Origin of the sequence: Listeria fleischmannii subsp. fleischmannii LU2006-1, from assembly GCF_000344175.1 — a bacterium.
Classification (GTDB): Bacteria; Bacillota; Bacilli; order Lactobacillales; family Listeriaceae; genus Listeria; species Listeria fleischmannii.
This window is the reverse complement of sequence record NZ_ALWW01000007.1, coordinates 62,977-77,124: the sequence shown is the minus strand read 5'-3', so window position 1 is coordinate 77,124 and position 14,148 is coordinate 62,977. Positions and strand designations below refer to the sequence as shown.

Here is a 14,148-nt window from a genome sequence, read left to right as displayed (position 1 = left end):
TGTCATAAAGAATCCTCCATTCTTTTCAATTATAGGGCGTCGTAGGATAAATTTCGTCCTTCTTAAGTTTGGTAATTTTTTACATAAAAAAATTACTTGCAAATTGTCACAAATAATTCATTATTATAAGTTTTTCATAAATATAATAGATAAAGTTACAAAAATCCCGAGGTGGAATGTAATTTTGTTAACAGAAATAAAGTGTTACTTTTAAAAGATAGTTATTTCTGAAATTTATACTGTGATATAATACACATAATAAAAGCGTTTACAAGGAGGATTTATGATAACTACCAAAGATTATGCGACTAACTTAGAATTAAAGAATCTATTGGAAATCTGCTACGAACATCCTAAGTACAATGAAAAATGCACGGTACTATCTACGAAAAAAGGGGATGTTCTAGAGACACATCAATCTGATGGAAATAAGGTTTACTTTATTTTGGAAGGATATTTTGGCATCTTTATTAAGAACACACAGGATGTGAGCAAGAAAACATCTAAACCAGCAATTATTCGTTTTCTGCAAAAGGAAGATACTTTTGGCTTACCAAATCTATTTTCTAATAATTGGGAATCAAAAGCAAGTTTACAAAGTCTTGGAAATGGTAAAGTGATGGCTGTAGATAGTGTTTTTCTTAATGAAATTTTAGAAAAAATTGATCCAAAACGTAATTTTATTTTAGGACAAATGGATTTAACGATTAAAGAATCTCGTGATTTTGCGGAACTTAGCTTTTATAAAAAAGAAGAGCGCATTCGTAAAGCTTTGCTTAAATGTGCGAATGTTTTAGGAACTTTTTCGCCAAATGGGATTCTTCTTCCGAAAGAAATTACCCAAGAAGTACTTGCACGCTACACAAGTACATCAAGAGAGTATGTGGCCTGCACGATTCAGCTCTTGACTAAAAAGAACATGGTGCGTAATAAGCCAAAACCGCTTCTTATTTTAGACAAAAACAAATTGTAATAAGATACACCTTAGTAAAGCCTTGCATCTGCGAGGCTTTACTTTTTTGAATCAAAGAAAAAGCTATTTTAGTACTTTTGCGTTATAATTAAAGCGAAAAAATGAAAGCGTTTTACTTTCAGGAGGAGGAGTCGAATGAAATTTTTTATTGATACAGCCAACGTAGAAGAGATAAAGAAAGCTAGCCGTATGGGGATTGTAAGTGGGGTGACGACTAATCCGTCTTTGATTGCCAAGGAAGGTCGAGATTTTAATGAAGTGATTCAAGAAATTACCGCGATTGTAGATGGACCGATTAGTGGGGAAGTGGTGAGCCTAGAAGCGGATAAGATGATTGAGGAAGGTCGTGAAATTGCTAAAATTCATGCCAATATGGTGGTGAAAATTCCAATGACCGGAGAAGGATTAGCTGCTGTTAGCGTGTTAAGCGCAGAAGGTATTAAAACAAATGTGACATTAGTTTTTTCTGCGACGCAAGCTCTTTTAGCCGCTCGTGCTGGTGCAACATATGTTTCGCCGTTCTTAGGTCGTTTAGATGATATTGGGCAAGATGGTTTAGAATTGGTACGAGATATTTCAGAGATTTTTCTTATTCACGATATTAAAACGGAGATTATTTCTGCAAGTGTTAGACATCCGATTCATGTTATTGAATGTGCGAAAGCGGGTGCAGATATTGCGACCATCCCGTATAAAGTCTTGGAGCAGATGTTGAAACACCCGCTTACTGATTCCGGAATTGAGAAGTTTTTAGCGGATTATGAGGCAAGTAAGAAGTGAATCAGGTGTATGTTGTGAACGAAGAGCACCGTGCCACAGAGAAAAACCCTCTTTTTGCCAATAAAAATGAAGAGGTTTTGGTTTATCATGAAAGTAAACAATTTCCAAATTGGTATTTATGTAAAGTGAGGTCTTCTGGGAAGGAAGGCTACATACCAAAAAAAAAATTCTAAGACAAGACAGGAAATGGCGATAGAGCGACTGTTTTAGAAGATTTTTCTGCTCGAGAGCTTGATGTGGAAAAAGGCGATAAAGTGGAAAGTAATCGGGAAATAGATGGTTTTGCTTGGTGTGTGTCTGAAGATGGGGTAGCTGGTTGGCTTCCTATGAAAAAATTAAATAAATAGGTAAAAGAGAGCCCTGTTTTTGGAAAACAGGGCTTTTTTTATATGGAAAATAATAGATGTTCATGAATTGTTCACAAAAGTAGTTTTATTTTTTATAAAGTAGAATTTTTTGCATGCCTTTCTTCCTGTATACTTTTTTAAGTAAAGAAGAGTACACGTTTAATAAAAAATGCCTAAAGAAAAATTTTTGAGGTAAATGAAGAGATGTAAAGGAGTTAACAACGATGGAAACATTACTTAAAACAAAAGAACAACAGCTTCAAAAATTTAAAGAGAAAACGGCAAAAATAGGGGTAATCGGATTAGGTTATGTTGGTTTACCACTTGCAATTGAGCTGGCTGATGCTGGTTTCGAAGTTGTCGGAATTGACATTGATAAAGCCAAAGTAGCAAGTCTTAATGAAGGAAAATCGCATATTTTGGATGTGCCTGAAGAACGGGTGGCACAAGCGGTAAAAAATCATCAATTTTATGCTACGGATGAATTTGCCATTTTAGGGCAGCTAGACGCAGTGAGTGTGTGCGTACCGACACCTTTGAATGAAAATCAAGAACCTGATATTAGTTATATGACCTTTACAGCGGAAAAAATTCTGACGCACATGAAAAATCCGTTGTTAATTTTACTTGAAAGTACCACTTATCCAGGCACAACACGAGAACTATTTGCAAATCGTTTTGAAGCTGCCGGAAAACATGTGAATGAAGACTATTTCTTATGTTTTTCGCCGGAACGGGTGGATCCAGGAAACGAACACTATCAAACGAAAAGCATTCCAAAAGTTATTGGCGGTATTACGGAGGAAAGTTCGGAACTGGCGGAGGCGCTTTATGGTTCGGTTCTTGATGAAATCGTATTGGTTAGTTCACCTGAAACAGCTGAAATGAGTAAGCTGCTTGAGAATACATTCCGCAGTGTTAATATTGCGTTTGTGAATGAAATGGCACTGATGTGTGAGCGGATGGGGTTAGATATTTGGGAAACAATTGATGCGGCGGCGACTAAACCGTTCGGCTTTATGCCGTTTTATCCGGGTCCTGGCGTTGGTGGGCACTGTATCCCTTTAGACCCGATGTATTTGCACTGGAAAGGGAAGCAAAGCAAGTTTTTTAATAAATTTATTGAGACGGCGCAGGAGATTAATATGAATATGCCGTATCGTGTGGTGGATAAAATTAAAGATGCACTGGATGAACAAATGAAATCGCTTCGCGGGGCAAAAGTACTTTTGATGGGGGCAGCTTATAAGGCGGATATTAATGATGTTAGGGAATCGCCGACACTTGATATTTATGAAATCTTAGTCGAGTACGGAGTGGATGTTGTGGTGGCAGATCCGTTTGTTTCCAGCTTCCGAGATAATGAAGGGGAGACGGTGCCGGTTATAGATCCTAAAAATTGTGATTTTAAGGTGTACGATTGTGCGGTAGTTTTAACAAAACATAGCACGGTAAATTATGAAAAGTTGCTAGATGAAAGTAATGCTATTGTGGATATGCGTTATATTTACAGAGATAATGATTCAAATAAAATATTTAAAATTGGTGGCGGGAAGTAAATGGAGACGATTAAAATGACAGAGGAAACTAGAAAAAAAGGACATCAAACAGGAACGCACATTGTGCTATCACTGTTTACATTTATGTTATGCGCTATACTAATTGGAATGATCGGTTTTTGGCGAACAGGACAAATTTCAACTGCTTTTAGTATTTATGGGTGGGGAATGATTATTTATCTTGTGATTAAAACCGGATTATCGATGTTTTATCGAAGGGATAAGCACATTCCGCCAGATTTAGATGTCACGGTTGTAATTCCGCTCTATAATGAATCAAAAGAAGCCCTTTTTCGACTTTTAGCTGGACTTGAAAAGCAAACGTATCCGGTTAAAGAAATTTTTATTGTGGATGATGGCAGTCCCGAAGATATTTTAGATGAATTAATGAATGACTTGCAGCGTAATATGAGCCCCGAATTTGTTCGAAAAATTCATGCTCATAAGCTGTCTAAAAACCAAGGAAAACGTTTTGCGCAAGCCTATGCGTTTAAAAAAAGTACAGGCGATGTATTTTTCACAATGGATTCAGACGGAGAGATTTACCCAGATACACTTTACGAATTAATGCGCCCGTTTAGTAATGACAAGGTTCAAGCTGTAACAGGCCATATTAATGCGCGTAATCGAAAAAGTTCACTACTTTCGTATTTATTAGATATGCGATATGATAATGCCTTCCGCGTTGAGCGGGCATCGCAATCTGTAACAGGAAATATTTTAGTGTGTTCAGGGCCCATTAGTTGTTACCGCCGAGCTATTGTGATGGATAACTTAGATCGCTATTTAAATCAAACAGTTCTAGGGGCGCCTGCTCACGTTGGTGATGATCGTTGCTTAACGAATTATGCCAATGAACGCGGGAAGACAGTTTATCAAGAAAGTGCTAAATGTGTAACGGATGTACCAGAAAAAATGAGTGTTTTTCTTAAACAACAAACAAGATGGAGTAAATCTTTTTTTAGGGAAACTTTTATTTCAATGAAATTAATTATGAAAAAGCCGTTTATTTTCCTATGGTCAATCACTGAAATTGCTTTATGGGTGATTTTCTTGATGGCTGTTGTGTATAATATCATTTTCCACTTCTGGGATTTAACTTGGCAAGACTGGCTGTTTTATCTTCTTCTTTCTTGCTTATCGGCTTATGCACGAAATGTGCATTATATGTTTAAATATCCGTTTTGTTATTTATTAGCACCGATATATGGTTTTATCCATTTTTTCACTATCCATATTGTACGAATCATTGCGCTTTGTACGCTTCGGGTGAATAAATGGGGTACACGTTCTGAAACAATTAAAATGGATTAAAGAGGTAGCTAGTTTCGACTAGCTATCTTTTCTCTTGCGTCTTATTTCAAATGTGAAATAATGAAAGTATGAAAAGAGGTTTTAATATGGAGAATGTGAAAAAAATTCAATCGGCCATCTTCGGTGTGGATAAAATTGTGTTTCTAACAGGTGCCGGCGTCTCTGTTCCTTCTGGTATACCGGACTACCGTTCAAAAGGTGGGCTTTACACCGGTTTTGAAAATCCAGAGTATTTACTCAGTGCAGCATGTTTAAACAATGAGCCAGATGTTTTCTATCATTTTGTGAAAGAAAAGATGTATTACCCGAAAGCGAAACCCAACGCTATTCATTTGAAAATGGCCGAACTAGAGCGTGATAAAGATGTCACGATTATTACGCAAAACATTGACGGTTTGCATGAAAAAGCGGGTTCTAAAAGGGTAATTGATTTTCATGGGAATTTATATGATTGTTATTGTCAAAAATGCGGTTTGCATGTACCGGCTACATCGTATTTAAAATCACAATTTCATGATAAATGCGGGGGTGTCATTCGACCTGATATTGTTCTTTACGGCGAAGGGATTTCGAATGAGGTTATTTCAAATTCTATTCTAGCTATGAAAAAGGCCGATTTAATTGTCATTGTGGGAACTAGCTTTAAGGTTAGTCCTTTTTGTAATTTAATCGAATATCGCAATCATCAGGCGACCATTTTTGCTGTGAATAAAGAGGCTATCCGGATAGCAGCGCCAATTCATATGATCGAGGCGGATGCGCTTCAATTATTTGAAAAACTTTAAGGAAGATGAAGCACGCAGTTTTGACCAAAAGGTATGGGACGTGTTAAAATTTCTGTAACTGATGCGTTTAGCTCAGCCAAAATTTTTCTTTATAAGGAGTGGACGGCTACATGTCACCTGACCCCGAGAGTCAGCAGATTATCTTGCAATTAATTCTTATTTTGGTACTAACTTTACTGAATGCCTTTTTTGCTTCGGCTGAAATGGCGCTTGTATCACTAAATAAAGGCCGGATAAAAAATCAGGCTGAAAATGGTGATAAAAAAGCGAGGAAGCTTGCGGATTTGATTGAAGATCCGAGTAATTTTCTTGCGACCATTCAAGTTTGTATTACACTTGCTGGATTTTTCTCCAGTGCTTCGGCTGCTACGAGTATTGCAACACGTTTTGAATCCTATTTAGGTGATGGGGCGTTTGCAAAAGAAATGTCCATTATTATTGTGACGATTATACTTTCTTATATCACGCTTGTTTTTGGGGAGCTTTATCCGAAACGAATTGCGCTTCAAAAATCAGAAACAATCGCTCGATTTTCTGTTGGACCGATTCGAATTGTAGGTTTTCTACTTCGTCCTTTTGTAAAGTTACTTTCACTTTCAACAAATGCACTTGTGAAAATAACACGAATGACAGATGCCGGAGAAGACGACCGAATGACGCGTGAAGAAATGCAAATGTTAATGGAATCAAGCAGTAAAGAGGGAATTATCGAGGAAGAGGAACTAAGTATGCTACGCGGTGTGTTTGAACTTGATAATAAATATGCCCGTGAAGCGATGGTGCCTAGGACCGATGCGTTCATGCTTGATGTAAACTTTCCGCCAGAAAAAATTTGTGATTTATTACTAGAAGAGAATTATTCGCGAATTCCTGTATATATGGGTGATCAGGATTCTGTGTATGGTATTCTGCACTTGAAAGACTATTTTGTAGAGGCAAGACAAGTTGGTTTTGAACAAGTGGACATTAAGAAACTCGTAAAAGAAGCTTATTTTGCTCCAGAAACGATGTTTATTGATGATTTGCTTAAAAATATGCAACGCACACGTAATCAAATGGCCATTTTAATGGATGAGTATGGTGGTGTTGCGGGTGTTATCACGATTGAGGATTTACTCGAAGAAATCGTTGGTGATATCGATGATGAGTATGATGATTTAACAAATGAATTTGTAAAAATAGATGATCACACTTACGAAATGGACGGAATGCTCGCGTTAGATGATTTTAACCGAATGTTTCACGTGGAACTTCCTGCTCGTGGTGTCGATACGATTGCCGGTTTTGTCCTTACCTTACTCGGCAACATCCCGAATGACGGGGAAAAAGTAGTGGCTGAATATGAAGAGTTTACCTTTACAGCGCTGGAAATAAAAGAAGCAAGACTTGTTTCCTTACGGGTTGAAATTAGCCCGGCACATGAGGAGAAAACAATTCTTGTATAAAAAAGCAGGGCGTTTTGTCCTGCTTTTTGTATAGGAGGGATAAAAAGTGCCGAATATTAAAGAAATTGCCAAACAAGCAGGGGTTTCTGTGACGACTGTTTCGCGAGTCTTGAACAATCATCCTTATGTCGCTAGCGATAAGCGAGAACGCGTGCAAAAAGTGATGCAAGAATTAGACTACATACCAAACCGGAGCGCGACGAATTTGGCGCTTGGTAAAACAAATACGGTGGGCGTTATTTTACCTTACAACGATCATCCGTGGTTTGATAAAGTGGTAAATGGCGTGCTAGATGCCGCTTTTCGAAAAAAATATTCGGTGACGCTTTTTCCGACCGGCTATGACGCTAAAACCGAAGAAAAGTATTTGATGATGTTAAAAACAAAACAGGTGGACGGACTCATCATCGCCTCGCGCGCGAACACACTGGAGCTTATTAGCGACTACGCCCAGTATGGCCCGATTGTTGTCAGCGAAGAAACTAGCCTGCCAGGTCTCTCCTCAGCCTATATCGACCGTTCTAAAGCATACCAAGAAGGCTTTCGTTTTTTGAAGGAAAGAGGGTACCGCAACGTCTGTTTTACGAATGGACGGGCTCGTAGCATCAGCCCCAGTACGCGCAGCAAAATGAAAGCCTTTGAAGCCGTATTTGAAAAAAAGGCAACAAATTTCACATTGAATGATTGTTACACCGTCCAAGATGGCATGCGTGCGGCCGAATATTTTTTTGAAGAAAAAGGAATGAAACCAGATGCCTTTTACGCAAACGGCGATGAGGTTGCAGCTGGAATAATGGTTTACGCACGTCAAAAAGGCATGCGTGTGCCAAAAGATATAGCTATTTTAGGGCAAGAAAATTTGCCAATTGGACTCGTTTTGGAACTCACAACACTGGATCATCATTTAAAAAAAATGGGTGAAACCGCCTTTTCGATTTTTCATTCCAAAGAAATAAGAAAAGAACGAATTGCGCATGAATTAATTATTCGAAAATCTGTTTGAAAAAAATTTATATAAATCCCTTGACATGAAACCCGTTTCATCATGTACAACATAGATAGAGATTACAAAGGGGGCGGGAACAATGATTATAGAAGGTATTTGCAAAGTCTATTCAGAAATTGGCATGGAGTATCAATATGGTGAGTTTTATGTAGAAAGAGATTATTTAGTTTTTGAACAAAATTATAGTTATGGTCTTGGAAAAAGACATACGTATCCACTTATAAGCTTGCGAAATATTGCACTTATTCCTGAAAAAGGAAGCATGTATTTAACTTTTTCCTGTGAGAATACGCGATTTGAAATAACAGATCACGCTAATGAATTGAAACCTTTTGCGGATGAGCTTCGAGCAGAACGATATGACGTCCCCCCGCAACAAGCGAACAGACGAAATAAATATACGCCACACCATCACTACGTTTTTGCGAAATAAAGGAGGAAAAAAATGTATAAAGCGATTATCTTTGATGTAGACGGAACAATTTTGGATACGGAGAAAGCGGTTTTACATTCTCTTCAGGAAGTTTTGCAAGAAGAAGGACTCTCTTATACACAAGATGAGCTGCGTTTTGTTTTAGGTATAACTGGCGAGAAAGCGCTCTCTCAATTAGATATTTTAGACGAAGAAATTATTTTTGAAAAATGGGTAGAACGGGAAGCCTCGCTCATCCATGAGGTGGAAATTTTTGAAGGCGTAAAAGAAACGCTTAAAGCCATCCCACAAAGTGGCGTCGTAACATCAAAAAATGCCGTGGAAATGGAAAAGGGCTTCTATCCGTTTGGCATCGATCATCACTTTGACGCTATTGTTTGTGCGAGTGATACAACTGAACATAAACCTCACCCGGCTCCTTTGCTTAAAAATATCGAACTACTAGACTTAACGCCGACTGACGTCATTTATATCGGCGACTCCACGTATGATATGGCATGTGCGCACGCCGCTGGAGCACATTTCGGCCTAGCCCTTTGGGGAGCCAAAACAAAAGAAGGTTTTGAAAAAGCCGAATTTGTGTTTGAAAAACCAGAAGATATTTTAGCTCATATATAAAAAGCTTGGCAGATGCCAAGCTTTTTTAAAATTTTAATTCTTCATCTTGAAGTCGGTTTAGTCGTAACGATAGGAGAATAAAGCGTGTCTTATCTCCTTTATCTAGTGCAAGATCAATTTCATTTTGAATTCTTGCTATCCGCTGTTTTTGCCCAAGCATTGTCATGTAGCACTCAATAAATGTATTCATTAATGCCCGTTCCTTAGCTAACTCCTCGTATTGCTTGGATAGAGAACTCGAAAAAGGTTGTAGTGCCATGACAATCACTCCTTTAACGAATATTTAGAAAATTTATACTTTCTTATTACCACGATTTTTTTTTTGATAAAACATGAGCAAACAAAAAAGTCAGCAAATTATACTGACTTTTATAATGAAATGGTTTGATTGCGTCCGTTATTTTTAGCTTCATAAAGTGCTTTGTCCGCAAAATGATGAATATATTCAAAATCGGTAGATAAATAAGCAGTTGCTACGCCAATCGAAATTGTAATAGCGATTTTTTGATGGGCATCAATCGGGATAGGTGTATGTTGGATGGCTAGTCGAATTTTTTCGGCAAGTTTAAACGCGGTATCTTGATCAAAATTGACACCTAAAATACAAAACTCTTCACCGCCCAATCTATAGGCATGCCCCTTTTCAAAACAGTGCTCTTGAATGATGGAAGCGCAGGACTGAAGCACTTTGTCACCTGCAGGGTGGCCGTATGTATCATTCACCGATTTAAATAAATCAATATCTAGCATTAAAGCGCTTAATTTTTTTACCGTGACATCCTTTGAATGGAGGCGTATGTGCTGGTCGAATGCACGCCTATTGGAAAGATTAGTGAGCGCATCTGTAAAAGCGCGTTCAGTTTCGATAATGTAAAGATGCCTTGTATGGCGCATATCATATAGAACCCCGTACAACAATAGTAATGATAAACCATTAAATAACATCCAAATAATGGCTAAAACAACGAGCTTAAAGTGGAAACCGTAAAAAAAGCTCATATTAATCAAATTGACTACAACACTGATGATGTATAATTCAAAAATAAGTCGACTTTCATGTACTTTATTTTTTCTCATATAGGTCCAAAAGGATGCCAAAACGGCTAAAACCATAATAAATAAAAATGCTTGCAAGGAAACCGAAACGTTCCCTAATAAGAACCGGGCGAGCCCAATTAAAGCGGCAGTGGAAATAGTGAACAAAGGAGATGCTAGCACAGCGATGAGGATGATAGAGACATAGCGTAAATCAAGCCTTACACCATCCGGCAACTCAAATGCGAAATTCATAAGTAAAAAATTAATGATTAAAATAAGCAAAATAATAACCGTCTTCCGCCACAGAAGAAGTTTTGGATTAATTTGGTAAGGTATCATTTTAAAAATAAAATAAGTACCGGCAGAAGCAATAAAAATGTTAGCACCAAAAGTCATTAACAAATTCATTTTTATACTCCTTTAGAAAGTTGTTAGTTTTATTATAAAGGATACATACCGAAAGTGTACACTAAATAAGTATTAAATTTTAAAAATTATATTTTTAACCTCTTTTATTGACAACTGTCCGAATGCCGATATACTGAAATAAAAGGGAGGCTGGAATATGGAAAGCTATGTTGTGGATATTATTCAAGATAGTAACAAATTTAGAGTCATTCATAAATATTCGTGTGCGGATATACCTGTTCGTGAAAATAGACTTATTTTGGGAAAATTTGATACTCCACAAGATGCACTTAAATCGGCGTATACGAACTATAGTCAGTTTTCTTTAAAATTTCGACTATGTCCTCTATGTACGGTGTCTGAAGGGGGAAGCGTAGATGAGTATTAAAAATTATTTATCATGGAATTGGACAAATGCTTTTCTCGTTTTTATTTGTGCCATTCCTGCTATATATGTGGCAATTGTCACAAACTTAACGGCTGGACTTGGAATGTTAATTGGACTTATTCCATCTGCAGTTATGACTTTGCCTGCTAAAAGAAAGAAAAGAGTCTCTATTCTTATTTTGGGAATTGCAATTGGCTTGGCTGTATTTATTGGTTCAGCGCTAAAAGTTTATTTTGGCGTTATTGGTGCAACCTTGGCACTGGGTCTCTTTGCGTATCTTTCAACTGTTTTTGCGGCATCTAAAAAAGGAAATCCAGCCATTATGTTTTTTATCATTCCAGTTATAGGCATTGGATTAAGTATTACAACAATTGATGCAGGTGTTTTTATGATGGTTAACATGATGAGTGGTTCAGCATTAGCTTTTATCGTTTCTCTTTTTTTCCAGCCAGAGAACCAGCGGAAAGAAAAGCAAAAGTAGCTCCTAACAAAGCTATTTTTAAAAACTTTGCGCCTTATTATACATCTGCCATTATGATAGCGACGATTATTGGTTTTTATTTAGACCATACAGGTTGGATTGTCGGGTCGGTAGGCTTAGTGATGCGTCCACTACGCGATATGCAGGAAATGCGTTCCGTCTTTCGTGTTATTTCCGTTTTTATTGGGGTTATACTGGTTTATTTTGTAATGATTTCAGGAGCTAGTAATATTGCTCTTGTTGGAACCGCTGTATTTATGTTAGTCTTAGCTAGTGGCCTTCATGAAAGTAAGATTTATATTATGCCACTTTTTATTACATATATTGTATTTACATTTATGCTGGTAGCAGATGGACAGCGTGATGCAACCCACTGGTGGCTTTTGAGTGAGCGTTTGCTATGGGTTGCTTCAGGTGTAGTGATTGCTTATGTTTTTGGTCTATTACTACCAAAAGTTTTCAAAAAGCACAATAACGAATAAAAATGGGAAAGGAGTGAAAAGATGCCTTTTTTTATCACCATGTTTTTATTTATACTTTTTTCAAGTGTTATCGAAGCTTTTGTTCCTTTCTTAAGTGTTCTTGATAATGCTATTGTTTTTGCTATTTTAATAATGGCGATTCTAAAGGCTATTTCTGAGGGTTTAAATGGAAAGAAAACGATTTCGACAATTGGCATCATTACGCTTGTAACATGCATTATTCTATTTCTAATTGCTATCATTCCAAACATAATGAATAGTGAGCATGCATCATTTCTACAGCAATTGTTAACTTTTTATGCAGATATTAAATTTGTTATTCTGTTCTTTTGTGGTATTTATGTATTCGAAAATATTGATTTAACTTCTACAAAAGAGTTGATGTTAAGAATTTCATGGCTATTTACCATCATCTGTAGCCTTATGTATCTTGTGAATTTAGTTGTACCTTTTCTTCAATCTTTTGATACGCGGTTTGGCATTACAACTTATTCATTTGGTTTCGGGCATCCGGCGCAATTTGCTTTAACGGCAATTGTTTTTTCCGTACTACGTATTTTCTTTTCATTAAAAGATAATGAACGTATGCCTTATATTTATTTATTATTAAATTTCGGACTTGTCTTTGTTGCTGGAAGAAGTACGTCTATCGGATTTTATGTTTGTTTACTAATTTTAGCTATTGTTTTCCCATATGTGAAACGAATCCCAATTAGTTTTGTAGCAGTTCTAGGGGCTGTTTTCTTATGGTTAAGTTGGGGACGAATCATGAGTCAATTTATGGGTGACTCAAATGAAGCGCGGGGTCTACTCCTCAGAACTTCGATTAAAATAGCGCGCGATAACTTTCCATTTGGTGCGGGACTTGGTATGTTCGGATCAAATGCCGCTAGAGTTGACTACTCACCGTATTTCTCTAAATATAATCTAGATGATGTATGGGGGCTAACGAAGGAAAATCCACACTTTGCAACAGACTCTTATTGGGCGATGATTATTGGAGAATTAGGTTTCTTAGGTGTTATCTGTATGCTCATTCTTTTTGGACTGGTTATTTCAGGTATTAATATGTATTTGAAAAATGAAAAACCACTTACGAAAGTCATTGTTTTACTACCATTTATTTATGCTCTGTTAACCAGCCCTATAGATACAGTTATGGTTTCAAAAAGTATTATTATTGTTATATTTGCCGTCCTATACATGTGTCTGTATATTAAAAAAGCAAACGAGAAAAGAGAAGAAACTTAGTTTCTTCTCTTTTTAAATCCATTGATTAAAACTATAAGGAATGCTCACCGGGATTTGATTCGGTTTTTTTAACACCCAATTTTTCTTTTTAATCGAAATGATATCTTGTGCCTGCAAGCTTTTCACGATATTGGATGCATGCGATAGAGAGACAGAAGCTAATTCGCCTAGTTTTGCATAAGTAATAAAAGAAGGTAAATCAATTGTACCGTCTGCATTTCGAACCCCAAATTTATCACTTATAAAAAGAAGAATATAATTAAGGCGCTCTTCCGAGGAAAAAGTATTCATAACGAGTTGCATCACAGAATTACGACTAATTTTAATATGATAATTTAATAAAACAAAATTTCTCGGATCTTCCGTAATCAGGATTTCATTTAAATAATCGCGATCAATCTCCCATAAAATGCAATCTGTAAGGGCGGTAACTTGGAAAGCATCAGTACTTAAGTCGTTTCGACCAAGTAAAAGCGGAAACTCTCCTCTTTTTGAGAAAGAAAGGAAAACCAGATGCTCCTCATATTGGCTAGCAATTTTTGTATAGCCTTCTTGAATCAAATATAATTTACTCGTTTGGAAATCAAATTGGAGGGAATTACCCTCTTTTAAACTGATTTGATGGCAATTATGATTAAAAAGCCGATTGCTTTTTAGCATTTTCATCACATAATCGAAATTTGTAAAGTCTTCCAAAAAATTTTTAGTGTACATGAAATTCCTCTCCTTTTCAGTTCCTTTACCCCGTTTATAAAAATTTAAAGATATAAATCAAAGTCTTATTTTATGAAATCATAGGTTTATTTTGACTTTGGTTTTTTTTTAAAACTGTCACAAATT

At 36.7% G+C, this 14,148-nt stretch carries 16 protein-coding genes and 1 pseudogene; 14 read left to right on the top strand and 3 right to left on the bottom strand.

Translation table 11 applies throughout. The annotated features are described in order from the left end of the window. Window positions 1–283 precede the first annotated feature (283 nt). The 10 genes and pseudogenes from LFLEISCH_RS03795 (at window position 284) to LFLEISCH_RS03750 (ending at window position 9,260) form a co-directional block, all read left to right on the top strand. Window positions 284–973 (top strand): Crp/Fnr family transcriptional regulator, encoded by a 690-nt coding sequence (locus LFLEISCH_RS03795; protein ID WP_007473157.1) that lies wholly within the window; start codon window positions 284–286, stop codon window positions 971–973. 135 nt (window positions 974–1,108) lie between these two features. Beyond that, window positions 1,109–1,753, top strand: coding sequence for a fructose-6-phosphate aldolase (fsa, locus tag LFLEISCH_RS03790; RefSeq protein WP_007473156.1), 645 nt, complete (start codon window positions 1,109–1,111; stop codon window positions 1,751–1,753). Then, window positions 1,750–2,100, top strand: a pseudogene (locus tag LFLEISCH_RS03785) (SH3 domain-containing protein). The gene fsa and the pseudogene LFLEISCH_RS03785 overlap by 4 nt, the downstream one beginning before the upstream one ends. 224 nt (window positions 2,101–2,324) lie before the next feature. After that, a complete protein-coding gene (locus LFLEISCH_RS03780; RefSeq protein WP_007473152.1) occupies window positions 2,325–3,659 on the top strand; it encodes a nucleotide sugar dehydrogenase in 1,335 nt (444 codons plus the stop codon). After that, window positions 3,660–4,973 carry a glycosyltransferase gene (locus tag LFLEISCH_RS03775; RefSeq protein ID WP_007473151.1) on the top strand — a complete coding sequence of 438 codons (1,314 nt, stop codon included), beginning with the start codon at window positions 3,660–3,662 and terminating at the stop codon, window positions 4,971–4,973. A gap of 95 nt (window positions 4,974–5,068) precedes the next feature. Then, complete coding sequence (locus tag LFLEISCH_RS03770; RefSeq protein WP_007473150.1) at window positions 5,069–5,758, top strand: NAD-dependent protein deacylase; 690 nt, start codon at window positions 5,069–5,071, stop codon at window positions 5,756–5,758. Window positions 5,759–5,868: 110 nt separating this feature from the next. Beyond that, a complete protein-coding gene (locus tag LFLEISCH_RS03765) occupies window positions 5,869–7,203 on the top strand; it encodes a hemolysin family protein (protein WP_007473149.1) in 1,335 nt (444 codons plus the stop codon). A gap of 46 nt (window positions 7,204–7,249) precedes the next feature. Next, window positions 7,250–8,206, top strand: coding sequence for a LacI family DNA-binding transcriptional regulator (locus LFLEISCH_RS03760; RefSeq protein WP_007473147.1), 957 nt, complete (start codon window positions 7,250–7,252; stop codon window positions 8,204–8,206). Window positions 8,207–8,288: 82 nt separating this feature from the next. Beyond that, entirely contained in the window at window positions 8,289–8,642 is a 354-nt protein-coding gene (locus LFLEISCH_RS03755; protein ID WP_007473145.1) for a hypothetical protein, read from the top strand. A 12-nt stretch (window positions 8,643–8,654) separates the two neighbouring features. Beyond that, window positions 8,655–9,260, top strand: coding sequence for an HAD family hydrolase (locus LFLEISCH_RS03750; protein ID WP_007473143.1), 606 nt, complete (start codon window positions 8,655–8,657; stop codon window positions 9,258–9,260). A 25-nt stretch (window positions 9,261–9,285) separates the two neighbouring features. On the opposite strand, the gene LFLEISCH_RS03745 is transcribed toward LFLEISCH_RS03750, so the two are convergent. Further along, window positions 9,286–9,519: an IDEAL domain-containing protein gene (locus LFLEISCH_RS03745; RefSeq protein WP_007473141.1), complete on the bottom strand. Its 234-nt coding sequence runs from the start codon at window positions 9,517–9,519 to the stop codon at window positions 9,286–9,288. A gap of 110 nt (window positions 9,520–9,629) precedes the next feature. Further along, window positions 9,630–10,706: a GGDEF domain-containing protein gene (locus tag LFLEISCH_RS03740; RefSeq protein WP_007473139.1), complete on the bottom strand. Its 1,077-nt coding sequence runs from the start codon at window positions 10,704–10,706 to the stop codon at window positions 9,630–9,632. 157 nt (window positions 10,707–10,863) lie between these two features. Between LFLEISCH_RS03740 and LFLEISCH_RS03735 the strand changes: the two genes are divergently transcribed. From LFLEISCH_RS03735 to LFLEISCH_RS03720, 4 genes are read left to right on the top strand one after another with little or no spacing between them, the layout of a single operon-like run. Then, a complete protein-coding gene (locus LFLEISCH_RS03735; RefSeq protein WP_007473136.1) occupies window positions 10,864–11,094 on the top strand; it encodes a hypothetical protein in 231 nt (76 codons plus the stop codon). Then, window positions 11,084–11,575, top strand: a complete 492-nt coding sequence (locus tag LFLEISCH_RS03730) for a hypothetical protein (protein ID WP_007473134.1) — start codon at window positions 11,084–11,086, stop codon at window positions 11,573–11,575. Before LFLEISCH_RS03735 ends, LFLEISCH_RS03730 begins: the two co-directional genes overlap by 11 nt. A 53-nt stretch (window positions 11,576–11,628) precedes the next feature. Then, the gene (locus LFLEISCH_RS03725; RefSeq protein ID WP_040504752.1) at window positions 11,629–12,057 is read left to right on the top strand and encodes an FUSC family protein; all 429 of its coding nucleotides are present in this window, start codon (window positions 11,629–11,631) and stop codon (window positions 12,055–12,057) included. Window positions 12,058–12,078: 21 nt separating this feature from the next. Beyond that, window positions 12,079–13,308, top strand: coding sequence for a hypothetical protein (locus LFLEISCH_RS03720; protein ID WP_007473130.1), 1,230 nt, complete (start codon window positions 12,079–12,081; stop codon window positions 13,306–13,308). Window positions 13,309–13,320: 12 nt separating this feature from the next. Here LFLEISCH_RS03720 and LFLEISCH_RS03715 read toward each other — a convergent pair whose 3' ends face one another. After that, window positions 13,321–14,022: a Crp/Fnr family transcriptional regulator gene (locus tag LFLEISCH_RS03715; RefSeq protein WP_007473128.1), complete on the bottom strand. Its 702-nt coding sequence runs from the start codon at window positions 14,020–14,022 to the stop codon at window positions 13,321–13,323. Between the last annotated feature and the right edge of the window lie 126 nt (window positions 14,023–14,148).